Annotated in this window: 22 protein-coding genes; 18 read left to right on the top strand and 4 right to left on the bottom strand. The window is 70.6% G+C overall.

All coding sequences use genetic code 11. The features are described from left to right. Positions 1-3: 3 nt before the first annotated feature. The 14 genes from QU602_RS18890 to QU602_RS18825 all read left to right on the top strand — a co-directional run bounded on the left by QU602_RS18890 (position 4) and on the right by QU602_RS18825 (position 12,460). Positions 4-768: a metal ABC transporter ATP-binding protein gene (locus QU602_RS18890; RefSeq protein ID WP_308798008.1), complete on the top strand. Its 765-nt coding sequence runs from the start codon at positions 4-6 to the stop codon at positions 766-768. Continuing rightward, positions 768-1,694, top strand: a complete 927-nt coding sequence (locus QU602_RS18885; RefSeq protein WP_308798007.1) for a metal ABC transporter permease — start codon at positions 768-770, stop codon at positions 1,692-1,694. Before QU602_RS18890 ends, QU602_RS18885 begins: the two co-directional genes overlap by 1 nt. After that, positions 1,694-2,536: a metal ABC transporter permease gene (locus QU602_RS18880; RefSeq protein ID WP_308798006.1), complete on the top strand. Its 843-nt coding sequence runs from the start codon at positions 1,694-1,696 to the stop codon at positions 2,534-2,536. Before QU602_RS18885 ends, QU602_RS18880 begins: the two co-directional genes overlap by 1 nt. Beyond that, positions 2,533-2,946, top strand: a complete 414-nt coding sequence (locus tag QU602_RS18875) for a Fur family transcriptional regulator (protein WP_308798005.1) — start codon at positions 2,533-2,535, stop codon at positions 2,944-2,946. Before QU602_RS18880 ends, QU602_RS18875 begins: the two co-directional genes overlap by 4 nt. A gap of 103 nt (positions 2,947-3,049) precedes the next feature. Beyond that, positions 3,050-4,417 carry a glutamate decarboxylase gene (locus tag QU602_RS18870; protein WP_308798003.1) on the top strand — a complete coding sequence of 456 codons (1,368 nt, stop codon included), beginning with the start codon at positions 3,050-3,052 and terminating at the stop codon, positions 4,415-4,417. Between the two features lie 9 nt (positions 4,418-4,426). Next, entirely contained in the window at positions 4,427-5,071 is a 645-nt protein-coding gene (locus QU602_RS18865) for a YrhK family protein (RefSeq protein WP_308798002.1), read from the top strand. 335 nt (positions 5,072-5,406) lie between these two features. Then, positions 5,407-6,801: a quaternary amine ABC transporter ATP-binding protein gene (locus QU602_RS18860; protein WP_308798001.1), complete on the top strand. Its 1,395-nt coding sequence runs from the start codon at positions 5,407-5,409 to the stop codon at positions 6,799-6,801. Continuing rightward, positions 6,798-7,757 carry an ABC transporter permease gene (locus QU602_RS18855; protein ID WP_308798000.1) on the top strand — a complete coding sequence of 320 codons (960 nt, stop codon included), beginning with the start codon at positions 6,798-6,800 and terminating at the stop codon, positions 7,755-7,757. The genes QU602_RS18860 and QU602_RS18855 overlap by 4 nt, the downstream gene beginning before the upstream one ends. 134 nt (positions 7,758-7,891) lie before the next feature. Beyond that, entirely contained in the window at positions 7,892-8,782 is an 891-nt protein-coding gene (locus tag QU602_RS18850; protein WP_308797999.1) for a glycine betaine ABC transporter substrate-binding protein, read from the top strand. Between the two features lie 218 nt (positions 8,783-9,000). After that, positions 9,001-9,237 carry a 50S ribosomal protein L28 gene (gene rpmB / locus QU602_RS18845; RefSeq protein ID WP_056007296.1) on the top strand — a complete coding sequence of 79 codons (237 nt, stop codon included), beginning with the start codon at positions 9,001-9,003 and terminating at the stop codon, positions 9,235-9,237. Further along, positions 9,237-9,404, top strand: a complete 168-nt coding sequence (rpmG, locus tag QU602_RS18840; RefSeq protein ID WP_067880809.1) for a 50S ribosomal protein L33 — start codon at positions 9,237-9,239, stop codon at positions 9,402-9,404. The genes rpmB and rpmG overlap by 1 nt, the downstream gene beginning before the upstream one ends. Before the next feature lie 3 nt (positions 9,405-9,407). Next, the gene (gene rpsN / locus QU602_RS18835; RefSeq protein ID WP_308797998.1) at positions 9,408-9,713 is read left to right on the top strand and encodes a 30S ribosomal protein S14; all 306 of its coding nucleotides are present in this window, start codon (positions 9,408-9,410) and stop codon (positions 9,711-9,713) included. 327 nt (positions 9,714-10,040) lie between these two features. Then, on the top strand, positions 10,041-10,328 hold the full coding sequence (locus QU602_RS18830; protein WP_308797997.1) for an HU family DNA-binding protein: 288 nt from the start codon (positions 10,041-10,043) through the stop codon (positions 10,326-10,328). 272 nt (positions 10,329-10,600) lie between these two features. Further along, entirely contained in the window at positions 10,601-12,460 is a 1,860-nt protein-coding gene (locus QU602_RS18825; protein ID WP_308800234.1) for a cytochrome c oxidase assembly protein, read from the top strand. Between the two features lie 9 nt (positions 12,461-12,469). On the opposite strand, the gene QU602_RS18820 is transcribed toward QU602_RS18825, so the two are convergent. Continuing rightward, positions 12,470-13,516: a hypothetical protein gene (locus QU602_RS18820; RefSeq protein WP_308797996.1), complete on the bottom strand. Its 1,047-nt coding sequence runs from the start codon at positions 13,514-13,516 to the stop codon at positions 12,470-12,472. Positions 13,517-13,612: 96 nt separating this feature from the next. On the opposite strand from QU602_RS18820, the gene QU602_RS18815 reads away from it, so the two are divergent. The 4 genes from QU602_RS18815 (at position 13,613) to QU602_RS18800 (ending at position 18,367) form a co-directional block, all read left to right on the top strand. Continuing rightward, positions 13,613-14,932 (top strand): ATP-dependent DNA helicase, encoded by a 1,320-nt coding sequence (locus tag QU602_RS18815; RefSeq protein WP_373692955.1) that lies wholly within the window; start codon positions 13,613-13,615, stop codon positions 14,930-14,932. Positions 14,933-15,009: 77 nt separating this feature from the next. Beyond that, positions 15,010-16,287: a serine hydrolase domain-containing protein gene (locus QU602_RS18810; RefSeq protein ID WP_308797994.1), complete on the top strand. Its 1,278-nt coding sequence runs from the start codon at positions 15,010-15,012 to the stop codon at positions 16,285-16,287. 89 nt (positions 16,288-16,376) lie between these two features. After that, positions 16,377-17,144: a class II glutamine amidotransferase gene (locus tag QU602_RS18805; RefSeq protein WP_308797992.1), complete on the top strand. Its 768-nt coding sequence runs from the start codon at positions 16,377-16,379 to the stop codon at positions 17,142-17,144. Between the two features lie 260 nt (positions 17,145-17,404). Then, the gene (locus QU602_RS18800; RefSeq protein WP_308797991.1) at positions 17,405-18,367 is read left to right on the top strand and encodes a trypsin-like serine peptidase; all 963 of its coding nucleotides are present in this window, start codon (positions 17,405-17,407) and stop codon (positions 18,365-18,367) included. Positions 18,368-18,448: 81 nt separating this feature from the next. On the opposite strand, the gene QU602_RS18795 is transcribed toward QU602_RS18800, so the two are convergent. The 3 genes from QU602_RS18795 to QU602_RS18785 form a co-directional block, all read right to left on the bottom strand. Then, the gene (locus QU602_RS18795) at positions 18,449-21,508 is read right to left on the bottom strand and encodes a M14 family zinc carboxypeptidase (RefSeq protein ID WP_308797989.1); all 3,060 of its coding nucleotides are present in this window, start codon (positions 21,506-21,508) and stop codon (positions 18,449-18,451) included. Between the two features lie 332 nt (positions 21,509-21,840). Next, positions 21,841-22,086, bottom strand: coding sequence for a hypothetical protein (locus QU602_RS18790; RefSeq protein ID WP_308797988.1), 246 nt, complete (start codon positions 22,084-22,086; stop codon positions 21,841-21,843). Between the two features lie 146 nt (positions 22,087-22,232). Beyond that, entirely contained in the window at positions 22,233-25,295 is a 3,063-nt protein-coding gene (locus tag QU602_RS18785; RefSeq protein ID WP_308797987.1) for an RHS repeat domain-containing protein, read from the bottom strand. Positions 25,296-25,447 lie beyond the last annotated feature (152 nt).

The raw sequence follows: 25,447 nt of genomic DNA, 5'->3' as shown, positions 1-25,447 counted from the left end.
CAGATGACCGTCCCGCCCGTGCTGCGCGTCCGCGATGCCGCGTTCATGCACCCGGGCGGACGCGGTGTCGACGGGCTGGCGTTCGACGTGGCGCCCGGCGAGGCCGTCGCGCTCATCGGGCCGAACGGCGCCGGCAAGTCCACGCTGCTCAACGGACTGCTCGGGCTCGTCCCGCGCACCCACGGCACGGTCGAGTTCGCGGGGAAGGCATATGCCGCGCCCGGCATGATCGGCCTCCTCCCGCAGAGCGCCGACCTCGACCCCGACTTCCCGATCAGCCTTCGACAGGTCGTCATGCAGGGTCGGTACCGGCGACTCGGGCTGCTCCGCTGGCCCGGTCGGCGCGACCGCGATGCTGTGCGCACCGCCCTCGACACCGTCGGGCTCTCCGAGCTGGGCGCGCGCCGGTTCGGCGATCTCTCGGGCGGCCAGCGACAACGCGGGCTCCTCGCGCGGGCGCTCGCCTCCGAGCCGCAGCTGCTGTTGCTCGACGAGCCGTTCAACGGCCTCGACCAGCAGAACCGCGAGGCGCTGGTGGAGACGCTGCGAACCCTCAAGCGCCGCGGTGTCGCGGTGGTCGTCTCGACCCACGATCTCGAGCTCGCCCGGCAGGTCTGCGACTCCGTGGTGCTCGTGAACGGCAGTCAGCTCGCGCACGGCCCCGTCACCGACGTGCTCACGCTCGACAACCTGCAGGCGTGCTTCGAGGGCACCGAGATCGAGATCGATGAGCACACGCTCGTCGTCCCCGGTCACGAGGGTCATTGATGGGCCTCGCCGAGGCGCTCTTCGGAGCGTTCGAGCTGCCGTTCATGGCGCGTGCGCTCGGCGTCATGCTCGTGCTCGCGGTGGTCGCCGGCGTGGTGGGCGTGCTCGTCAACCTCCGCGGCCTCGAGTTCATCAGCGACGGCCTCACGCACGCGGTATTCCCCGGCCTGGCGATCGGCCTCGCCGTCGCCGGTACGTCGGGGCTCGTGCCCGGTGCCGCGGTGGCCGCGCTCGCGGCGGCGGTCGTGCTCACCTGGCTCGGCCGCGCGGGCGTGGCCTCGGACGCCGCGATCGCCATCGTGCTGACGGCGACCTTCAGCATCGGCGTGATCGTGGTGTCCAAGAGCTCCGACTATGCGGGTGAGCTCGAGGCCCTGCTCTTCGGCCGCGTCCTCACGATCCCGCCGGCCGATGTGCTCCCACTGGTGATCGTGAGCCTCGTCGCGCTCGCGGCGGTCGTGCTCACCATGAAGCAGCAGCTGTTCCGGGCGTTCGACGCGCGCGGCAGCCGCGCGGCGGGGGATCCCGCGTTCCTGCTGGACCTCACGCTCAACGCGGCCGTGGCGCTCGTCGTGGTCGCGGCGGCGAGCACGGTGGGCACGCTGCTGGTGCTCGCGCTCCTGATCGTTCCGGGCGCGGTGGCCCGGCTCGTGACCGACCGGCTGTGGGTGCTGTTCCCCGTCGCCGGCGTCTTCGCGGCGATCGCCGCGTGGCTCGGCCTCTCCGCCGGCTACGCCGCGTCGGTCGGCCTCGGCGTCGATCTGCCGGCCGGCGCGACCGTCGTGGGCGTCTTCGTCGTCGGCTACGCCCTCGTCCTGCTGGGCGCGTGGGCGGCCGGGCGTGCGACGGTCGCGCGGGTGACGCCACGAGGGCGGATGCCGCGCCGCGCCGCGGCCGACGGCGACCTCGCGGGGGAGCGGCGCTGATGGGGTACTTCGAACGCGCGATGCTCGCCGCGATCGTGATCGGGGCCGGCGCCGGGTTCGTCGGCGCGCTCGTCGTGCTCCGCCGCCGCACGTTCTTCGCGCAGGCGCTCACGCACGCGACCTACCCGGGCGCCGTGGCCGCGGCCGCGCTCGGCGTGAGCGTGCCGCTCGGTGCCGCCGTGGCATCCGTCGTCATCGTGGCGATCATGGCGGGCATCGCGCGCATCCGCCGCCAGGGCGCGCAGGTGGCCGCGGGCGTTGTGCTCACCGGCGGCTTCGCCGCGGGTGCGCTGCTGCAGGCCGCCATCCCGGGGCTGCCCATCCAGCCGGAGGCCTTCCTCGTCGGGTCGATCCTGACGGTGACCGACGCCGACATCGTGCTCGCCGCGGTCGTCGCGGTCGTCGCCGTGCTCGCGGTCGCGGCCTTCGGCACCCGGATCGTGTTCTCGACGTTCGACCCGGCGGGGTTCCGCGCGGCGGGCTTCCGCGAATGGCCCGTCGAGCTGCTCGTGCTCGGCCTCATCGCGGCGTCGGTGGTCAGCTCGCTGCCCGCGGTCGGCGCGATCCTCGCCATCGCGCTCATCGCGGCGCCTGCGGCCGCCGCGCGGCTCGTGGTGACGAGCTATCGGGGGGTGTTGTTCGCCGCTCCGGTCATCGGGGCCGCCTCGGGCATCGCCGGGGTGCTGGCGTCGCGCGCCTTCGCGATCGCGGCGGGCCCGTCGATCGCGCTGGCCGCGACCGCGTGCTTCGTGATCGCCCTGGGGGTTTCCAGGGTTCGGCGACTACCGTGGAGGGCACGCTCGATCCCCGTCGAGACCGCGGAAGAGGCACGGATCGCATGAAACGCAACACTTGGCAGCGCGAGGCCGTTCGCGAGGCCCTCGACGACACCGAGGGCTTCATCAGCGCGCAGGCGCTGCACTCGGCGCTGCACGCCAGCGGCTCGCCGATCGGCCTCGCGACCGTCTACCGGGCACTCGGCGACCTCGCGTCCAGCGGTGACGCCGACTCGCTGCAGTCGCCCGAGGGCGAAGCGCTCTACCGGGCGTGCAGCACCGGTCACCACCATCACCTGATCTGCCGGAACTGCGGGCTCACGGTCGAGATCGCCGCCGACGAGGTCGAGGACTGGGCCAAGCGTGTCGCGGGCGAGCACGGCTTCACGGGCGCGGCCCACGTCGTCGACGTGTTCGGGCTGTGCGCGACCTGTACCGAGAAGCTCGGCGCTGCCCCGGCTTCGCCGGTCGAATAGCGACGCGTCCCGAGCCCCGCCGACGCCCTCCTCGACCTGCGGGATAGCCGTCGGGCGGCAGACGGGCGTATCGTCTGCCCTGAACCGGACCTGGGGAGGGGCCATGCTCAAAGACGACGAGCTCATTCCGACGTTCAGTCGCGCCGGCGAGGCGACGACCGCGCGCTACACGCAGATTCCCGAGGGCTCGATGCTGCCCGACACGGCCTACCGAATCGTCCGCGACGAGACCATGCTCGACGGCAATGCGCGGTTGAATCTCGCGACGTTCGTCGGCACCTGGATGGATGAGCACGCCGACCGGCTCTACAAGGACTCGTTCGACAAGAACATGATCGACAAGGACGAGTACCCGGCGACGGCCTCGATCGAGGAGTACTGCTGGCGCATCCTCGCCGACCTCTGGAACGCACCGAACCGCAATGACGTGATCGGCACGTCGACGATCGGCTCCTCCGAGGCCTGCATGCTCGGCGGGCTCGCGCTGAAGCGCCGCTGGCAGCACGCGCGTCGTGCGGCGGGGAAGTCGACCGAGAAGCCGAACCTCATCATGAGCTCGGCGGTCCAGGTGTGCTGGGAGAAGTTCTGCAACTACTTCGACGTCGAGATGCGGTTCATCCCCACGACCGAGGAGCATCCGCTGATGGATGGCACGGGGCTCGAGGACGTGGTCGACGAGCACACCATCGGCGTCGTCGCGCTCATGGGCGTGACCTATACCGGGGCGTACGAGCCGGTCGCGCAGATCGCCGCGAAGCTCGACGAGATCCAGGCGAAGACGGGGCTCGACATCCCGATGCACGTCGACGGGGCATCCGGTGCGATGGTCGCGCCGTTCCTGCAGCCCGACCTCGAGTGGGACTTCCGCGTGGAGCGCGTGCAGTCCATCAACACGTCGGGTCACAAGTACGGACTCGTCTACCCCGGCGTCGGCTGGGTCGTGTGGCGCAATACGGCGGCACTGCCCGAGGACCTCGTCTTCAAGGTCAGCTATCTCGGCGGGGAGATGCCGACGTTCGCGCTGAACTTCTCGCGGCCCGGCGCCCAGGTGCTGCTGCAGTACTACCGGTTCCTGCGGCTCGGGCGGACCGGCTACCGGGAGATCCAGCAGGCCTCGCAGGATGTCGCGCGCTACCTCTCGCACGGCGTGAGCCAGCTGGACGCCTTCGAGCTGCTCACCGACGGCAGCGACATCCCCGTCTTCGCGTGGCGCCTGAAGGCCGGCCATACCGACAACTGGACGCTCTACCACCTGTCGGAGCGGCTCCGCATCCGAGGCTGGCTCGTCCCGGCGTACCCGCTCTCGGGCGACCTCGCCGGCCAGACCGTCATGCGCATCGTCTGCCGCAACGGGCTCAGCCGCGACCTCGCTGAGGACCTGATGCGCGACATCCGCACCGAGACGGCCTACCTCGATGCGCTCGATTCGCCGATGCCGCATCCGGGACTCGGCCCGACGTTCCACCACTGACACCGGGCGATGACGCGCCCGGTCGCCACCACCACGAGACGGCTGCGCCGCGAAGCCTGGGGCTTCGCGGTCGGTTCGCTGTGCTTCTTCGCGGGTGCGCTTCCGCCGTACGCGGCGTGGCTCGGCGACGTCGGCGCGAACGTCACGTTCGTCATCGGCTCGGTCTTCTTCACGCTGGCCGCGTTCATCCAGCTCAGTCTGAGCGGGCGACGGATGCCTCGGCGGCAGATGCATCGCGCGGACCGAGCCGACTGGTGGGCCGCGGCGATCCAGTTCGCCGGCACCCTGCTGTTCAACCTGTCGACGGCCGCCGCGCTCGCCGCGGCGATTGCTCGGCCCGAGGCGGTCGGGGCGGGCTGGCGCCCCGACGCGTGGGGTTCGATCGCGTTCCTCGTCTCGAGCACGCTCGCGGTCGTCGCGACGAAGGACCGGGGCCGGCTCTGGGATCCCGATGCGCGCACCTGGCACGGCACCTGGCTGAACCTGGCGGGCTCGGTCGCGTTCGGCGCCTCCGCGATCGGCGCCTATGTCGTGCCGGAGACCGGCGATCTGCTGAGTGAATACTGGGCGAACCTCGGCACCCTCCTCGGCGCCGTCTGCTTCTTCACCGCCGCCGTCCTCTCCCGCCGCGCCGTGGACGATTCATCGAAATGAATTGAAATCCCTGGTCGGGCCAGCGGTATACCGGCTCGGGTTGAGGTTGCGTCATGAACATGGCTACCGTTGACGTCGGCCCTCACGGGTCGTTTGCCCCTGTCCGCGCTTCCGCTGAGACGGTCCCTACCGGCCTCGCGGGAACGTATGGTTCCGCGCGTGGTACACCGCTCCGATGGCGGTGTGCGCTGGACGTGGAGTTCGCCTGGCATGCATGATTCGCCGGCTTGAGCCCCGCGTCCCGGATCGCCTGAACCCGGCCTGAACCAGGAGAGTTCCGCGACGCCGGAATCGGTGCTCGCGTACCCGCGCTCTCCGTGGAGATGCCTGCCCGCATGCCCGATTCCACGACCGCAGCCCCGCTCGAACGACCGCCGATCGTCGAGGACCAGCACACCGCTCCGGCGCAGCCCGCACTCGAGGTGCGCGGCCTGACCAAGTTCTTCGGCCGCCGCCCGGCCGAGGCCCTCGCCCGGCTCCGGCGCGGGGCCAGCCGGGACGAGATCGCCGCACTCGGTACCGCGGCCGTCATCGATGCCGACTTCAGCGTCGCCCCCGGCGAGATCTTCGTCGTCATGGGCCTCTCCGGCTCCGGCAAGTCGACGCTCATCCGCACCCTGAACGGCCTGCTCGAGCCGACTGCCGGCACGGTCTCGGTGATGGGCAAGCCCATCACCGACGTCCCCGCCAAGCAGCTGCGTGCCGTGCGTCGCGACCACATCTCGATGGTCTTCCAGCACTTCGCGCTGTTCCCGCACCGCACGGTGCTCGACAATGCCGCGTACGGCCTCGAGATCCAGGGCGTGCCCGCGGCCGAGCGGCGCGAACGCGCGATGCGCGTCATCGAGCGCGTCGGCCTCGCCGGCTGGGAGGAGAAGCTGCCCTCCGAGCTGTCGGGCGGCATGCAGCAGCGCGTCGGCCTCGCCCGCGCCCTCGCCGCCGACACCGACATCCTGCTCATGGACGAGGCCTTCTCGGCCCTCGACCCGCTCATCCGGCGCGAGATGCAGGAGCAGCTCGTCGAACTGCAGCAGGAGCTCGGCAAGACGATCGTCTTCATCACGCACGACCTCAACGAGGCCATGTTCCTCGGCGACCGCATCGCGGTCATGCGCGACGGCCGCATCGTGCAGGTCGGCACCGCCGAGGAGATCCTCACGGATCCCGCCGACGACTACGTCGCCTCGTTCGTCGCCGACGTCGACCGCGCCCGCGTCCTCACCGCGGCCAATGTCATGGAGCCGCCGCGCGCGGTCATCGCCGCGTCGGCCGGACCGCGCGCAGCGCTCCGCACCATGCGCGACCTGCAGACCTCGACCGTGTTCGTCGTGCGCTCGGGCCGCAAGCTCCTCGGCGTGGTGCACGACCGGGACGTGCTGCGGCTGGTGCAGCGCGGTGAGCGCTCGCTCGAGTCCGTCATCCGCACCGACCACGCGACCGTCGCGCCCGACCAGTACCTCTCCGATCTCCTCGAGAGCGCGGCGCTCAGCCCGATGTCGCTCGCGGTGGTCGACGAGCAGGGCCGGCTCCTCGGCGCGGTGCCCCGCGTGACACTGCTCGCGGCGCTCGGCAACCTCTCGACCGACACGGCCGAGATCCAGGTCGTCGAGCCGCCGGCGACCGTCCCGGTCGACGTGATCACCGAGACGCTGCGCGCGACCTCCGATCCGGAAGCGGCGGCGGGCACCGCCGTGCCCGGCTCGGCGGCGAACGAGGGAGGTGCCCGGTGAACGACTTCCGCCTTCCGCTCGGCGAATGGGCCGACGCGTTCATCGACGTGCTCACCGACGCGCTCGCGGGGTTCTTCGCGGTGCTCCGCACGATCTTCCTCGGCTTCTACGACGCCGTCGACTGGGTGCTCTCCACGCCGCCGTTCTGGGCGGTGATCATCGTGATCGCCGCGATCGCCTGGTGGGCGAAGGGCTGGAAGCTCGCGCTCGGCTCGCTCGTGGGCCTGACGGTGGTGCTCGGCGTGAACCAGTGGGAGAACGCGATGGACACGCTCGCGCTCGTCCTCGTGGCGAGCACGATCGCGGTCCTCATCGCGATCCCGGTCGGCATCCTCGCGGCCCGCAACACGGTCGCGTCGAACATCATCCGGCCCATCCTCGACTTCATGCAGACGATGCCGGCATTCGTGTACCTGATCCCGGCACTGATCCTGTTCCGCGTGGGCGTCGTGCCCGGCATCGTGGCCACGATCGTGTTTGCCATGGCCCCGGGCGTGCGGCTCACCGAGCTCGGCATCCGCGGAGTGGACAAGGAGGTGGTCGAGGCCGGTCAGGCGTTCGGCTCCTCGCCGGGCCGCATCCTGCGCCAGATCCAGCTGCCGCTCGCGATGCCGTCGATCATGGCCGGCGTCAACCAGGTCATCATGCTGTCGCTCTCGATGGTCGTCATCGCCGGCATGGTCGGCGCCGGCGGCCTGGGCGGGCAGGTGGTGCAGAGCCTCACGCGCATCGATGTCGCACTCGGCTTCGAGGCGGGCCTCTCGGTCGTGATCCTGGCGGTCATCCTCGACCGTGTCACCGGCGCGTTCGGCGGCGGGCTGCGCGGCATGCGCAGGCCCAAGCGCACGGCCAAGGGTGCGGGTACGGATGCCTCGAAGGCGACCGATCTCGCCGAGACCGACGGCTCGGGCCTGGCCGTCAAGCACTCCACGCTCAAGTCGCCGATCAGCCAATGACCGAGCGTCGGCCGCCCACGGCCGGCGCGCCCATCACGTGGGCACGGAGCATCCGTCGCCCCGCACGTCCGCGCCCCGCGCGCGGAACCATCCCCAACGCCCGCGACACAGCACGCGGGAGGAAAGGAAGCACCATGAAGAAGACGCACCTCACCGGAGCCCTGGCCCTCGGGGCCGCGGCGACGCTCGCACTCGCCGGCTGCACCGGCGCGGAGGCCGAGACCCTCGAGAACGGGGACCGGCAGGACCTCACGATCGCCGTGTTCAACGGCTGGGACGAGGGCATCGCCGCGAGCGAGCTCTGGAAGGCGATCCTCGAGGAGCAGGGCTACAACGTCGAGCTCGAGTACGCCGACGTCGCGCCGGTCTACCAGGGCCTCACCGACGACGACTACGACGTCGTGCTGGACACCTGGCTGCCGATCACGCACTCCGACTACATCGAGCAGTACGGCGACGACATGGTCGACCTCGGCGCCTGGAACGAGGACGCCAAGCTCACCATCGCGGTGAACGAGGACGCGCCGATCGACTCGCTCGCCGAGCTCGCGGACAACGCCGACTACTTCGACAACCGCCTCGTGGGCATCGAGCCGGGCTCGGGCCTGAACCGGGTCACGAGCGAGGAGGCCATCCCGACCTACGGCCTCGAGGGGCTCGACTACCTGACCTCGTCGACGCCGGCCATGCTGTCCGAGCTCAAGGCCGCGACCGACGCGGGCGAGCCCATCGCCGTCACGCTGTGGCGCCCGCACTGGGCCTACGACGCGTTCCCGATCAAGGACCTCGAGGACCCCGAGGGCGTGATGGGTGACGCCGAGGGCATCCACTCGTTCGGCGGCAAGAGCTTCGAGGAGAACTTCCCGACGCTCAGCGGCTGGCTGAAGAACTTCAAGATGGACTCCGACACCCTGTACTCGCTCGAGAACGCCATGTTCAACGAGAACGACTCGGACGACTACGGCCCCGTCGTGGCGCAGTGGATCTCCGAGAACCAGGAGTGGGTCGACTCGCTCACCTCGTGAGCGCGGTCGCGTGACCAGAGCGGATGCCTCGCGCGAGGCATCCGCTCTCGTCATGTCGGGGCTGACCTGCGGGTCTGTTAGACTCGACGTTTGGCTGGGCACTTCCACTGCCCAGACCGTGGACGAACCCCTCGTATCTGACCGGGCGACCGGTGGGAGACGTCTGCAGACAAGAGACCTTGGGAGGGGCATCCGCCCCTCGGTATTGGAGGAAACCAATGGCAGCAGTGTGCCAGGTGACCGGCGCCGTTCCCGGCTTCGGTCACAACATCTCGCACTCGCACCGCCGGACGAAGCGCCGCTTCGACCCGAACGTGCAGAAGAAGACGTACTTCGTGCCGTCGCTTCGCCGGAACATCACGATCAACGTGTCCGCTAAGGGCATCAAGGTCATCGACGCCCGTGGCATCGAGGCCGTCGTCAAGGACATGCAGGCTCGTGGGGTGAAGCTCTAATGGCGAAGCAGCAGGACATCCGTCCGATCATCAAGCTCCGTTCGACGGCCGGCACCGGGTTCACGTACGTGACCCGCAAGAACCGTCGCAACAACCCCGACCGTCTCGTGCTCAAGAAGTACGACCCGGTGATCCGCAAGCACGTCGACTTCCGAGAGGAGCGTTAATCCATGGCCAAGAAGAGCAAGATCGCACGCAACGATCAGCGCAAGGTGATCGTGGAACGCTACGCCGCGAAGCGCCTCGAGCTGAAGAAGGCGCTCGTCGACCCGAACGGCACCGACGAGACCCGCGAGGCCGCCCGCGTCGGCCTGCAGAAGCTGCCCCGCAACGCGTCGCCGGTGCGTCTGCGCAGCCGCGACGCGATCGACGGCCGCCCCCGCGGCAACCTCAGCAAGTTCGGCATCTCGCGTGTGCGCTTCCGCGACATGGCGCACCGCGGCGAGCTGCCCGGCATCACCAAGTCGAGCTGGTAAGCACCGACCTCGCAGCAAGGGCGTCCCCGTGAGGGGGCGCCCTTTCGCGTTGCCGCGCCGTCGCGTTGCCGCGCCGTCGCGTTGGAAGGCCAAAAGTGGGTTGGCGGCGTGCAGGATCGTCCTCCCACCCACGTTCCGAGCTCCGTCACGCCTGGCGCAGCGGCGACACGCCGGGTCACGATCGGCCGAACGCCTGGGAAATCCGCGGAATTCCGCGGAACTCTGTTACATTCGGAGCGGCCTGATCGGCCCCGAGGCGACGCAAGCCGCCTGTGGAACCACCAGAACAGCTGCCGTTCGGCAGTAGACGTCCGAGGAGGACACTCAATGGCTGACAAGTCGCTGAACAAGACCGAGCTCGTCGCGAAGATCGCCGCGTCCACCGGCCAGAGCCAGGCCGCCGTCGACGCCGTGCTCGGCGGTCTGTTCGAGGCGCTCTCCGAGGCCGTGAGCTCGGGCACGAAGGTCTCGATCCCGGGTTGGCTCGCCGTCGAGCGCACCTCGCGCGCCGCGCGTACCGGCCGCAACCCGCAGACCGGTGCCACGATCGAGATCCCGGCCGGCTTCTCGGTCAAGGTCTCGGCCGGCTCCAAGCTCAAGGCTGCCGCCAAGTAGTCTCGCGACTCCTGAGGGGCGGGCGGCGGAAGCCGCCCGCCCTTCGTCGTGCCCGGCCGCACGCTGCTCCCAGCGCGCTCACCTAGGCTGGTCCGGTGCGTTCCGTCCGTGTGCTCGGCCCAGCCGTGCTGCTCGCCGTCGCCGTCATCGCGACGGTGATCGGCCTCGCCGTCGGCGGGGGAGCGGCGCCCTACCAGCTGCAGGACCCGGGCCCGGTGGCACGGTGGGGGCTGCCCATCGCGAAGCTCGTCGTGAACCTCGGCGCGGCCGGCATGATCGGCTCGCTGGTGCTCGCCGTCTGGGCGCTCAGCCCGAAGAAGCCCGAGTTCGACGCCGCGCTCGACGTCGCGGCGGCGTCCGCCGCGGTGATGACCGTCGCGAGCGCCGCGACGGGCCTGTTCACCTTCCTCGTGGTCACCGGGGAGCAGGTGGACCTGAGCGACGCGTTCGGGCAGAAGCTCGGCCAGTTCCTCACCACGATCGAGCTGGGGCAGGCGTGGCTGACGACCACGCTCGTCGCGGCGGCCGTCACCGTGCTGTGCTTCGCGGTGCGCAACCAGACCGCGCTCGTGTTCGTGGCCGTGCTCTCGGTCGTGAGCCTCGTGCCGCTGGCCCAGCAGGGGCACGCCGCCGGCGCGGCCGGCCACGGCGAGGCGGTGACCGCGCTCGGCCTGCACCTCGTGTTCGCGGCCGCGTGGCTCGGCGGGCTGCTCACCCTCGTGCTGCTCAAGCCGAGGCTCGACGCCGAACGCCTGCCCATCGTGCTCGCCCGCTACTCGACCGTCGCCCTCGTGTCCTTCATCGTGGTCGCGGTCTCCGGCTACGCGAGCGCCGCGCTCCGCATCGGCGACTGGCCGGCGCTCACGTCGCCATACGGCGTGCTCGTCATCGCGAAGGTCGGCGCACTCGTCGCCCTGGGCGTGTTCGGCGCGGTCCAGCGCCGGCTCCTGATCGAGCGGATCAGCCGTGCGGCGGCTCCCGCCGGAACGCCCGCCGGCGGAGCATCCGTCACCGGCCTGCCGGCCGGCCGCCCCGGCAACGCGCGCGGCCCGTTCTGGCTGCTCGTCGTGATCGAGCTCGCGTTCATGGGCATCGCCTCGGGAGTGGCGGCGGCGCTCGCGCGCACGGCGACCCCGGTCGACGAGGAAGCGGATCTCGGTTCGCTCGCGCGCACGCCGGCCGAGATCCTGACGGGCGAGCCGCTGCCACCCGTCCCTGAGTGGTGGCGGTACTTCACCGAGTGGAGCCCCGACCTCATCTGGCTGTTCTTCGCCGGGTTCGGCATCTTCTTCTACGTGGCGGGCGTCCGGCGGCTCCGCCGCCGCGGCGACACGTGGCCGGTCTACCGCACCGTGCTCTGGATCCTGGGCATGCTCGTGCTCGCGTACGTGACCAGCGGCGGCGTGAACGTGTACGAGCAGTACCTGTTCTCGGCGCACATGCTCGCCCACATGGTCCTCACCATGGGCATTCCGGTGCTCCTGGTCCCCGGTGCCCCCGTCACGCTCGCGGCCCGCGCGATCGACGCCCGCAAAGACGGCAGCCGAGGCGGCCGCGAGTGGATCATGCTCGCGGTGCACTCGAGGTTCGCGCAGATCATCGCGAATCCGATCGTCGCCGCCGTGCTGTTCGCCGGGTCACTCTGGGTCTTCTACTACTCGCCGCTGTTCCGCTGGACGATGGACGACCACATCGGGCACGAGTGGATGGTCGCGCACTTCCTCATCACCGGGTACCTGTTCGTGCAGTCGCTCATCGGCATCGACCCGGTGCCGTACCGCCTGCCGTACCCGTTCCGGCTCGTGCTGCTGCTCGGCACCATGGCCTTCCACGCGTTCTTCGGACTCTCCATCATGATGAGCAGCGGGCTGCTGCTCGCCGACTGGTACGGCGCGATGGGCTGGGGCACCGACGCGCTCGCCGACCAGCAGGTCGGTGGCGGTATCGCGTGGTCCATCGGCGAGATCCCCACGGTCGCGCTCGCGATCACGGTCGCGATCCAGTGGTCGCGGAGCGACGAGAAGGAGTCGAAGCGGCTCGATCGGCACGCGGATCGAACGGGCGACGCCGAGCTCGAGGAGTACAACGCGAGGCTGCAGGCGATCGCCGAACGAGACCACGAGCGGCGTTGACCGGTGGCGCTATTTCAGCTGCACCGAGATGGAGCCGTCGGCCCTGATCCGCGCATCGAGGGCGAGGGTGAACGTCTCGTCCTCTTCGAGCGTGTAGAAGTCGCCGTCGAAGAGTGACTGCAGGTCCACCGAGAGGTGCGCGACGCCCGCGGTCGGCGCCATCACGAAGGCGTCCTCGCCGGGCGTGAGGGTCACGATCGGGTAGGCGGAGATACTCCATGTCGGTTCGCCGACGACCCGGTCGTCGATGACCATGCCGAACGGGCAGTCCGTCGGTTGCAGCACGGGCTGCGTCGCGCAGGCGTCGAGGAACTGGTCGACCTGTGTCTGCACCCGCTCGGTGAACGCCGGCGTCGCCTGCGATGAGACCGTGACCGACGCGCGCAGGGACGGCTCCATCGTGATCTCTTCGGGCTGCGCGGTGAGCAGGGTCGAGTCGTAGTCGAACTCGTACACGGCGGGCGCGATCGCGAGGTACGGGGCGGTCTGGGTGAAGGCCGCGAGCTCCTCGCCGCTCTTCCGCGCCCGGGTGTCGAGGGTGAGCGAGCCCACCGTGAAGAACGGGTTGTGCGCCGCCGTGACGTCGATGACCGCCAGCGGGCTGCGAGCGAACTCCCAACGGTTCAGCACGCCGTAGAGCGGCGCGATGGGTCGCACCTCGAAGGTCGTCTCGACGATGCGGGACTCCAGGCGGTAGCTCGCGGTCACGAGGTGGCTGCCGTCGTCGCGGCTCTCGTCGTCGATGATCCGGATGTCCTGCGGGCCCGAACCGACGACGTTCGAGCGGAGCATCGCGGTGGAGACGTCCGCCGGCAGGCCCATCGCCTCGAGCTCCGACTCGTCGAGCGCGACGCCCGGCGTCGTGGCGGCGGTCAGGATCTCGTCTTCCGCGATCGCGTGCAGGTAGCGGTCGACGAAGCTCGACGCGCCGTACAGGTTCTGGTTCAGGGCGCCGAGTGCGGCGAAGAACGCCCCGGCGAGCAGCATGCCGACGCCGCCCCAGCCCAGCACGGCGAGCCACGACACCCGCCGCGTGCGCGCCCTCCGTCTCCCCATTCGGCCAGTCTATGCGGGGAGCATCGGCCGAACCGGAGGGTGTCCTCGCACGCGATCCACGGCTCGGGTTGGTGGCCGCGCGCAGCGTTACAGTGGATCGTGCCCGATGTCACCCTCACCCCTGAGCAAGCGGCGGTGTTCCACGCGATCGAGCACACGCGCGACCACGTCTTCGTCACCGGCCGGGCCGGCACGGGCAAGTCGACGCTCCTGAACCACCTCAACTGGAACACGCAGAAGCAGATCGTCATCTGCGCGCCGACCGGTGTCGCGGCGCTGAACGTGGGCGGCCAGACGATCCACTCGCTCTTCCGGCTGCCCATCGGGCTGATCGCCGACCACCGCATCGAACAGAACGACGCGGTGCGGAAGATCCTGAACGCGACCGACACCCTCGTCATCGACGAGGTGTCCATGGTGAACGCCGATCTCATGGACGCCATGGACCGCTCGCTCCGCCAGGCGCGCCAGCGCGCCGCCGAGCCGTTCGGCGGCGTCCAGGTGGTCTTGTTCGGCGATCCGTACCAGCTCGCGCCCGTGCCGGGCGACGGTGACGAGCGCCGCTACTTCGCGGACACGTACCCGTCGATGTGGTTCTTCGACGCGAACGTGTGGCGCGAGGCATCCCTGCGCATCTTCGAGCTCGGCGAGGTGCACCGGCAGCACGACGACACGTTCAAGCACATGCTGAACGCCGTCCGGTTCGGCCAGGTGACCGCCGAGATCGCCGGCGTGCTGAACTCGACCGGCGCGAGACGCCCGCTGCCCGAGCAGGGAGCGATCACCCTCGCCACGCGAAACGATGCCGTGAACCGCATCAACCGGGCGCAACTGCAGCGCCTGCCGGGCCGGTCGCTCACGAACGCCGCGGATGTCGCGGGGGACTTCGGCGGGCGCGCCTACCCGGCCGACGAACGGCTCGAGCTGAAGGTCGGCGCGCAGGTCATGTTCCTCCGCAACGACACCATGGTGCGCGGTGAGGGTCCGCGTTGGGTGAACGGCACCATCGGCACAGTGACCTCGCTCGACAAGGTCGTGCGCGTCGAGGTCGACGGCGTGCAGCACGAGGTCGAGCCGGCGACGTGGGAGAAGTACAAGTACTCGTGGGACCCGGTGTCGAAGAAGCTCGAGCGCGAGGTCGTCGCCGAGTTCTCGCAGTTCCCGCTCCGGCTCGCGTGGGCGGTCACGATACATAAGTCGCAAGGTGCGAGCTACGACTCGGCGATCGTCGATCTCGGCTCGCGGGTGTTCAGCCCCGGACAGACCTACGTCGCGCTGAGCCGGCTCACCAGCCTCGAAGGGCTGTACCTCGCACGACCGCTGCGGCCGAACGACATCATCGTCGACGCGAACGTCGAACGGTTCATGGCGGGTGCGGTGCGCGAGCTGGGTGCGCCCGCGGGCACGCAGGCGTGAGCCGGGCTCAGGTCACCGCGATGCCGCGGGTTACAATCGCAGCAGGTGCACGGCTAGGGGGCTGAGTGGGCCGATCAATGGGTCGCCGCAGAGGGCGCGTCGCGGGAGCCGCAGGCGTCCTCGTCGTCGCGGTCGCGCTGAGCGGATGCACCGGGGGCACGATCGATCCGGGTGAGCGCTTCGGCGCGGTCGACGAGACGATCGCGGGCGACACGGCGACCGCGCTGCAGCAGGTGCTCGCGGACGCCGTCACCCTCAGCGGATCGAGCGGTGGTCTCGCCGCGGTGTCCGCCCCCTGGGCCGGCGAATGGCGTGGCGTCGCGGGCACGGTGGCCTTCGACGAGGGCGCGCCCGCGGTCGAGCCCGCGCAGACGTTCCACCTCGCGGGCGTGACCTCCGAGATCACGTGCCTGCTCCTGCTCAAGCTCGCCGACACCGGAGCGGTCGCCCTCGACGACCCGGTCAGCGACTACGTGACCGACATCCCGGGCCTCGAGGGCATCACGCTCGAGCAGCTGTGCCGGCACACCTCGGGCCTCGCCGACTACCATCCGCCGTTGCGGGTGCACTTCATGCAGAACCCGGGTCGCATCTGGTCGCCGGTCGAGCTCGTCTCGAGCGCGCTCGCGCTGCCGCGCACCGGGGCGCCCGGGCAGACGGTCTCGTACTCACGCACGAACCTCATCCTCCTCGGCATGGCGCTCGAGCGCGGGACGCATCGCAGCTGGTCCGAATTGGCGCGCGAGTACGTCATCGGCCCGCTCGGGCTCACCGGCACGACGCTACCCGCGCCCTCGGCCCTCGAGCAGCCCGGGCTCATGGGCGCTTATGCGGCGCGACCCGGCCCCGACGGAGCGCCCGACTGCGCGGCGCGCCTCGACGACTCACTGCAGTCGAGCTCGATGGGCGGCGCGGCGAGTGGCGCGCGGTCCCAGCTCGAAGACACCGTCCGGCTCAGCCAGGCGTTCGCATCGGGGGCGCTGCTCAGTGAGCGCACCGCTCGCGAGCAGTGGACGACGGCGGCGGTGCCCGGGGCGGATCCGTGGGTCACACAGGGTCTCGGCGGCATGGCGTACGGGCCGCTGCGCGGCACGGCGTCCGAGGCGACGGGTGCGCTGACCGCGGCGTTCACCGACCCGGGTACCGGGCTGACGGTGGTCGTCTCGCTCAACAACTCCAGCTCGGGTCACGACTTCGTGCGCGAGACGGCGTTCGCGATCGCCTCGATCGCGTCGAAGACGCCGGCGGCGTCGGGGGAGTCCCAGCCGCTGGTGGAACTGCCCTGGTCGCTCGATCAGGCGAAGCAGCGGATGCAGGAGCTGTCCCGCTGTGCACTCCCACCCTCGGAAGGCTGACGGAAGGCGATGACATGTGCCGGTGGCTTGCATATTGGGGGGAGCCGATCCGGCCCGCCCTGCTGATCCTCGAACCACGGCATTCGCTCGTGGCTCAGTCCCTGAACTCTCCGCTCGGCGCCGAGACCGTCAACGGCGACGGCTTCGGCGTCGGGTGGTATCCCGACGACACGGCCGCGGGCGTCATGCCCGCGCTGTTCCACAGCATCGAGCCCGCGTGGCACGACGAGAACCTGCGTGAGCTGACGTGGGCCATCGAGTCGCCGTTGTTCTTCTCGCATGTGCGGGCGGCGGCCGGGCCGCCGATCCAGCAGACGAACTGCCACCCCTTCCGTTACGGCAACTGGCTGTTCATGCACAACGGCGCCATCGCCGGGTTCTCGCAGATGCGCCGCGATCTCATGATCCAGCTCGAGCCCAAGCTGTTCCCGCACGTGAAGGGCACGACCGATTCCGAGGTCGTGTTCCACCTCGCGATCACGTTCGGGCTCGAGCAGGATCCGATCGGCGCGATGGGCCGGGCCCTGCGCGAGATCGAGCGGGTCGCCGCGACCTACGGCATCGAGAACGCGGTGCAGGGCTCGTTCGCGGTCTCCGACGGAGAGTCCATCTGGGCGTTCCGGTACTCGACCGCGCACCGCTCGCGCACACTGTTCCATTCCGCCGACATGCGGGCGCTGCAAGAGATGTACCCGGAGGTGCCGCAGCTCCGCGCATTCGATGCGACCGCGCGCGTGATCGTGTCCGAGCCGCTGACCGACCTGCCGGGCGCGTTCATCGAGGTCCCCGAGTCGACGGTGCTCGTGCTCGACCACGACGGCTCGCACCACGAGGACTTCCTCGCCGCGCGCGTGTGAGGGCGCCGAGGTCCTGGTCCACAGTCCTCGGAACACACATGGGCCGCGTCGTCAACTGGAGCGGCCCCCGGCGCCGCCTGCCTGATCACGTGCCCGCCCTCCCCCATTCGGAGCATCCCGTGCTGACGAGCCTGCGCCGCGGAGAGGGATCCAGTCAACCTAATACATCGGAATGTCGACGGGAAGTCGCCGGTGTGCGCGCCACGCCTCGGTGGCATTCATGTATTCTACAATACTGACTGTATCGAAGGGATGCCTCAATGAAATTCACGCCACTCCGCGCCGGACTCGTCGGCGCTGCACTCATCGCCTGCGGGCTGGTCGTGGCGCCGGCCGCCGCGGGCGCCTCGACGCCGGACTCAGAGGTCGACACCGCCACCGTGTCGTCGGCCGACGCGACCGCGGCAGCCGCCTACTGGACGCCAGAGCGCATGCGCTCCGCGATCCCGGCCGACGTGCTCGTCAGCGATGCCGAGGCGTCTGCTCACGTCACCGAGGTCGAGGCGGGCGCGCCCGTGACCTACGGCGGGGCCGAAACGGGCGGCGAGCGCCAGCCGCAGGGGAGCGTGCGATCGCAGGCATCCACGGTCGCATCATCGGGTGTCGGCAAGGTCTTCTTCCAGCTCGACGGCTGGAACTACGTCTGTTCCGGCAACTCGGTGGACGCCGGGAACGGCAGCGTGGTCGCCACCGCGGGGCACTGCGTGCATGGCGGTGGCGAGAGCGAGTCGTTCGCGAGCCGGTGGGTCTTCGTTCCCGGCTACCACGAGGGTGCGGCACCGTATGGAATCTGGACCGCGACCGCGCTCTCCGTGACCGAGCCGTGGTCGATGAACCGCGACTACTCCTATGACGCCGGGTTCGTGAAGGTCGCCAAGGTCGACGGCAGGACCCTCGCCCAGGCCGCCGGCGCATCCCCGATCGCGTTCAATCAGTCGAGGGGTCTGGACTACACGTCGTACGGCTACCCGGCTGCGTCGCCGTTCGATGGTGAGACGGTGAAGTCGTGCGTCGGCACCGCGACCCCAGACCCCTTCTGGCAGACGCAGTCGCAGGGCATCCCGTGCGACATGACCGGCGGCTCTTCGGGTGGCCCCTGGCTGCTCGCCTCGGGCGCGCAGAACTCCGTGAACAGCTTCGGCTACAACGGCGTGCCCGGTGTGATGTTCGGGCCGTACTACGGTTCGGTCGCGCACAGCGCGTACGCGACCGCGGCCTCGTGATCGGCTGACCCCCGCCGCACTGCGACGGGGCCGCCGCCCCGGTGCGTGCACCGGGCGGCGACGGCCCCGTCGATCAGGTGTTCAGTCGGCGTCGCGCGTGACGCGGCGGCGGCGCCGGGCGATCAGGAACACGGATGCTCCGAGCAGCAGCGCGGCGGCGGCGATGCCGAGCGGAAGCACCGGGTCGAAGCCGGTGTTCGCCAGGTCGCTCGAGCTGCCGGCCGGGGTCGAGCCTGAGCCGCCGGGCTGTTCGCCGGGCCCCGGGTCGACCGGGACGGTGACCGTCACGGTCAGGTCATCCCAGCCGAGCAGCACGCCGTCGAGCCCGATCACCGCGACGCGGTGCACGCCCGCGGCCGTGTCGGCCGGGATGGTGACCTCGTACCCGCCGTCGACGACGGTCGCGGTGCCGAGCGACACCGGCGCCGAGAACAGCACGGTCTCGAACACCGCGCCGTCGAGCCCCTCGCCGACCCCGACCGGGATGGTCTCGCCCGCCTCGGCCGTGTCGGGCACCGTCACCGAGCCGCGCGTCTCGTCGATGAGGTCCTCGGCCACCACCGGCGGCACGACCGCCGTGCCGTCGCCCGACGCCCAGAACAGCGAGCGGGCGATGTCGGGGTAGGAGCCGACCGGGTGGGTGCGGAAGTTCACCGAGGTGCCGAGCATCGCGAGACGCGACCCGGTGGCTCCGGTGGCGGTGACGACCGACGCCTGCCCCGCGGCATCCGCCGTCGACTGACCTGCGGCCGCGGCCCAGTGGCCGGCGACGAACGTGTCTTCGCCCGCGTAGCTCTGCTCGACCTGCGCGTTCTCACCGAGCCCGGTGTACCAGACCGCGGGGTACACGAACGCCATGTCCTGCGGGTAGGTCGAGAGCAGACCGCCCTCGGCGTTCCCCACACGGACGATGCCGTTCGAGCCGCTGGTGCCGGTCGTCGCGGTGACCGTGGTCAGGCCGAACGTGTTCGCGAAGGACGCGATCGCCGTGCCCTTGCCCGCGACGCCCTTGCCGGCGTCGAGGTACGACTGCATCACCGCCGCACCGCCGGCGTTGCCGCCGGTGAATGCGAGGTTGGCACCGACCCAGAGCACGTCGGCGGTGGCGAGGTCCGCGGCGCCCGAGGCGATCGTGGCGGCGGTCACGTGCCGCAGGTCGGTGAACCCGAGACGCTGCAGCGTCACGCGGTCGTCCTGGTTGCCCGAGTAGGCGACCGTCAGGTGGTCGAGGCCTCGGCTCGGCTCGGTGCGCAGGCGCATGCCGTCCGACGCGGTGAACGTCACGTCATACGCGTCGGCGACCGTGACGGCCGCGGCGCGCTGGTCGCCACGGACGATCACGCTGCCGTCTTCGAAGGCCGACACCGGGACGCCGGCCTTCAGCAGGGCGTTGACCGCCTGGTACTCCGCCGCGCCCGCGGTCGCGAGCTCGAGGTACTTCGCGCCCTCCGGCACCTGACCGACGATCCCGGCCGACTCGATCGCCTCGACCGGCACCGGCAGCGAGGCATCCGTCGTCGACCCGAACCCGACGACGTCGGCGCCCCACAGCAGCGCGAGGCTCCACGCGGAGATGTCGTACATGTCGGGGACCCGCTCGGAGATGTCCGAGCCGTCGGCGAGGAGCACGTTCGCCATGCCGCGGAGCGGCTGGTGCATGTCGACGACATAGCTGCCGGCCGGGTACTCGACCCCGTCGACCGCGAAGGCCGCGGTGGCCCGGTCGACCTCGACGCCGTTCGCGATCAGCTGGTCGACGAGGCGGGCCGCGTCGGTCTCCGAGCGCTGCGCGTCGCCCATCGGGATGACGTAGCCGCGCGGGAATTCGGCGCGGTAGACGTCGGTCTCGTCCCAGATCTCGGCCCACTGGTCGGGACCGGGGATCGTGGTCGGGTCGGCGTCGGCCGGGATCGTGCGCAGCTCTTCGCCCGCGACACCGCGGCGGAAGATCTCGATCTGGTTCTCGAGCAGCGCGTCGGCGTTGCCGACGACGTAGTCGACCGACGACTTGATCACGACGTCGGCGACCTCGATGTTGACCGCGGTGTTCGCCTGGTTCTGCGGGTTCGTCGCGGGGTTCACGCGGCCGAGCGGCAGCTCGACGGTGTTCGTGATCGCACCCTGGTACGCGACGAACTGCGGCGTGAAGATCGGCGGCCAGTCGTCCCAGCCCGAGCGGATGTCGCGGAACGGGATCTTGATCTTGCCGGTGTTCTCCGTGGTCGGCCGGCCATCGGCGCCCAGGTAGGTGTTGCCCGGGATGTTCGCCGCGACGACGGCCTGCTCGATCTCGAGCGCGGCCTCGTAGGCGTGCGGCAGGAACAGGTCGTACTCGTAGTTCTCACCGTGCGGCGGGCCGCACGGCTCGATCTGCAACACGCTCGTGTACCCGTGGATGTCGACGTAGAACGTGGGCTGGATGATGCCCGACAGGTCGCGGATGATGCGCGCCTCGGGCGTCACGCCCGTGATCATGTCGCGGTTCGCATCGAACCCGTCGGCGTTCGCCCGCTGGCCGAGGGCCCGGCCGTCGGGGTTGTTCGTGATGGTGAAGTACATCCGGTACCCGTCGAGCAGTTCGGCGACCTCCTCGTCGGGGGCGGTGACGAGCTCCTCGATGTAGTTCAGGATGCCGTCGGTGCCCTCCCACTCGTTGCCGTGGATGTTGCCGTTGAACCAGATCGGCACCTTGTAGCCGGCCATGAGCTCGGCATCGGCGGCAGCGGCGGCCGGGTCGTGCTTGACCTTCGCGCGCCACGCGGCCTGCTGGGCGGTCTGTTCGGGCGACTCGGGTGCGGTGATGGTCACGAGATGGATGTCCCGTCCCTGCACCGACTCGCCGACGATCTGCGCCGAGATGCGATCGCTCTGGGACATGAGCGCGTTCAGCTTCGGGGCGATCTCGTCGTACGGCACGGCGCCGCGGTTGATCGACGCGTCCGTCGGGTCGTCCGCGACGACCGGCAGCGTGGGCTGGGTCGGGTAGGACGTCGGGGGCGCGACGAGGTCCGAGATGGGATAGGTGATCGGGAGCGCGTCGGGCGTCGGCTCGGCGGCGTGTGCGGGGATGGTTCCGGCGACGAGGGTGGCAGCGACGATGGCGGCCGCCCCGGCCCCGGAGAGGACGTGTCTGAACGTCATGGTTCTCCGTTGCGGTTGGCGAATGCGAGTGGGGGAGTACGAGCGAGAGCACGCCGGAGCTGGATTGCAGGCACCTGGCAGGGAAGGTGTCACTTGTGGTGAGGATTTGCGTGAATCGAGTCTTTCACGCAGCTCCTGTGCAGATGGACGCGTAGTGCGCAAGATTTGTGCGTTTTCACGCAGCACACGCGCAAATCGCGAAGCGTCTCGATCTGCGGGCGCGCCGCATGAGCGCCGACCCGCAACTCGGTTCCGCGCGGCTCGGTCGACGCTACGGATCGGGTGTTACGCGGATGTGTCGACGGCGATACGGGCTCTGGTCGGCCGCGGGGTCAGCGGCGGCGGGCCCCCGTGGCATCCGCGCGGTGCAGCAGGAGGTCGGCCTCGCGCTTCGCCGCGATCGGGTCGATCAGGCCGCGCTCGAAGCGCTGCCGCAGGCTGACGAGCGCCAACCGGAGACGGCCGGACGCGGCGGCGTCGATGCGCTCGAGGGCGCGGAGCTGCCGGTCGATCTCGAGGAAGGCCAGCACGGCTTCCCGCCCGGTGGTGCGCGGTGCCTGAACGGCGAGGTGCGACATCGAGTTCCCCTTTGAACCGGTTGCCAATGTTTCCAGCGTCAAGCGTCGGCGCTGGTGCCACCGAAATCAAGTCCCTGGACACGATCGGCACCGGATGTTCCGCCACCGGGGACATTCGGCGCAATGCGGCGTCATCGGGCGTTCACTTAGAACGCGTCGAGGAAGTTCGATCGCGGGGCGCCGACCAAGACCTCGAGATGCGATCTCAGGTTCGTCAACCGCCAATCCCGCATGGCCACCGCCACTTCCAATTCCACGGGGACATCCTTCATCGCGCGGTGCAGGTTGAGGACCGGGCGCACGCTCATCAGCAGCACCGATGCGAGCGCCTGGCGGTCATGCAGTCCGACCGCGAGACCTGCGTGCCCGTAGATCTGCGCGCTGACCTCGAGCGGGATCCGCTGCTCGTTGTTGAGCCAGCCGCGGAAGCCTCGGACCATGCGGCCCTCGACCAGCAGTGGCTGGGGTGGGGCCGTGAGGCTGGTCTGCACCATCACGGGGCGATTGGCCACCAGCGCCAGGACATCATGCCGGAGGCTGGAGACAGTCCGCCCCAGTAGGCGGTCGTACTCCGGAGTCAACGTGCTCAAGGGGTCGGTGCGCATGACGCCCACCATCTCTTCCCAGTCGGCGATGAGTGCGCGCATGTCTTCGACGGGAAACGTCGTCAGCTCGGCCTCGTACTGAGTGGGCAGCCTCGCTCGGAGCCATCTGGCGAGCCGTGGGAGGCCATTGATGGAGAAGGTCGCGGCGGCAACGAGTCCGGCGCCGGCGACGAAGTCGGAGAGATGCGTGATGGGGGATTCGAAGAACGCCCGAGCGCCGTCGTTGACGGGCGTCCCGGCGCGGTCGGCCTCCTGCACGCTGAGCGCACCCACGCTGACGACGAAGGCCCACGCATCGGTCAGCACGCCCGCCGCGGCGAGCCCCGTGCCCCACGTGAATGCGGCGGGCACTCCCGCGAGTGCGGCGACGCCGATCACGGCGGTGCACAGGATGCTGAGGCCGAGCACGACAGGATGCCACGCGTCGGGCGACGACGCGCGGCCGGTGGGGTCGACGTTCATGATCGGGTTGAGGTCGGCGTACGCGTAGCGGTTGTGCCGGTCGGCCTCGTCACGGGTCGTGAACTGCAGCGAGACGGGGTCATAGGTGCGGGCCCGCAGGTGCTGCCGGCCGGTGGGATCGGTGTACTCGCCGGAGTATCCGAACGGGTCGCGCTGCAGGCCGCGCGCTGCGCCCGGGTCGGTCGCGACGCCGTAGTCCGTGTACGCGGTCTGTCGTGTCGTGCGACCGGTCTCGTCGGTCGTGTCCGTGACATTGCCGTGCCGATCGGTACCGTAGTAGGTCGTCACCGCGTCGCCGGCCTCCAGGATCGTGCGGGTGTGCCGGCTGGCCCCGAGCAGGTACGCGGCGGTGCCGCTCGCATCGTGCGTGTCGTTCAGCAGATCCGCGCCGTCCCAGTAGAAGCCGGTCGTCTCGAGGGTGCCGTCGGGGTGCCGCGTCGTGCGGTCGCGACGTGTGCCGTCCGCCCAGTAGCGCAGCTCGGTCGCCGTCCCGTCCGCGGCCCGCTCGGCGACGGCCCGGTTCGCGGCATCGTACTCGAATCCGGTCCCGTCGAGGCCGCGGAGCAGATTGCCCGCCGCATCCCACGCCTGGTCCTGGCGGAGCACGGGCTCGCCGGGCGCCGTCGGCTCGGTGCGCGTGCGCGCCGAGAGCTCACCGCGCGGCCCGTACTCGAACGAGTGCGTCACGGTCACCTCGGCCGCGGATCCCGGCGCGGTCGTGGTGGTCTCGTCGAGCACATCGCCCGCGGCCGAGAGTCGGTAGGTCGTCTCGCGTTCGATCGCGCCGGGATCGGCGCCCGCCACGCGTTCGGCCGACCCGATCGCGCGCCCGCGCGCATCGAACCGGAACGTCTCCGTGTCGGTGCGCTCGTGGCCCGCGGCGTCGCGGAGCGTGGCCGTGACCTCGCTCGGTCGCGACCAGTCGCCTGGCAGCGCCGCCGGGTCGAGCACCCCGTCACCCGGATAGGACAGCGCCTGCTCGTGCACCGTGTGCTCACCAGACGGCGAGCTCGCGACGGTCGAACGGTGCGTGAGGAGATGCCGGCCCGAGTACTCCGAGACGACCCAGGTCGATCCGTCGCCGAGCGACGACCGATAGCCGAACCCCGGATCGGGGGACCCGAACGCCGCCCGTTCGCCCGCGTCGCGCGGCCAGCCGGACGACAGCGCGCCGTCGGCGCCCGGCGCCCAGGTCCGGCGCGAGAGCTCGGCACCGGCCGCGTCGGTCGTCGTCACGCTCGCCACGCGGGGCACGGCGTCGGGGTATGCGCGCCACTCCACCCGCGTGAGGCCACCCGAGACGCCCGAGATCGAGGAGACGAGGCCCGACCCGGTCCGCGCATAGCCGAACGAGACACGGCGGCCCGAGGCATCCGTCGACGCGACGACCCGGCCGCCGTCGGTCGCGAGCCGCCAGACCGCGCCGGCCCCCTCGGCGCCGGCCTCGAGGTTCGCGCCAGGCCGCACGACGACCGAGGCCGGGTCCGCCCAGTCGAGGGCCGTCACCATGCCGTGGGGGTCGACGACCGCGGCGAGCCGATGCGTCGTCGCGTCGACCCACGCCCAATCGGTGCGCGCGCCGAACCGGTCGAGCTGCGCGACCGGATCGCCGGCAGCGCTGAAGTAGGTCGCGACGCCGCCGAGCTCGCGCAGCACGAATGCGTACTCCACGACCGCCGAGAGCTGCGGCAGGTCCGGCAGGTCGCCCCCGCGGCCCGGGAGCGTGCCGGCCGTCTGTTCGAAGACCACGTCTTCGGCGCCGTAGCCGGCGAGGCCCGAGGGGTGGGTGTCGTCCGCGGCGAACACACCGCCCGACGCGAGGTGAACCTGGACCCCGCCGCCGGTCTGGATGCGGTCGAGCCCCCAGCTCCAGCCCGCCCCGAGCCGGTGGCGGTCCTCGCCGGCGGCGCGCGAGTCCCAGCCGAGCTGCAGCCCGGCAATCGGCACGACGAATCGGAACGCGCCGACCCGCTCGTCGATCGCCCCTTCGAGGCCGTCGCCGATACCGAAGTCGCCGACGACGGCCGCCGCGTCGTGTTCCCGCTCGCCGGCGGTCGCCGCGGTCGCGAACCCGGCCACCAGGGCGACGCTCGTCAGCAGCGCGAGGACCGCCGGCCGACCTCGACGAAGATGGTGCACCACCCGGACCCCCTCACGCGTCGTCGACGTGTGGTTCAGGGTAGTAATATCCCACCTTTGCGTCGAGCGCGGTGTGCCGGTGTGCGGGCGTCGACGGGTCGGCCGGACCGCTCAACGAAGCGTGGGGCGGCGTGCACGCACGCCACCCCACGCCC

This window comes from Agromyces protaetiae, from assembly GCF_030866785.1.
GTDB classification, from domain to species: Bacteria; Actinomycetota; Actinomycetes; order Actinomycetales; family Microbacteriaceae; genus Agromyces; species Agromyces silvae.
The sequence above is the reverse complement of the archived record's forward strand: the minus strand, read 5'-3'. Positions and strand labels throughout refer to the sequence as shown.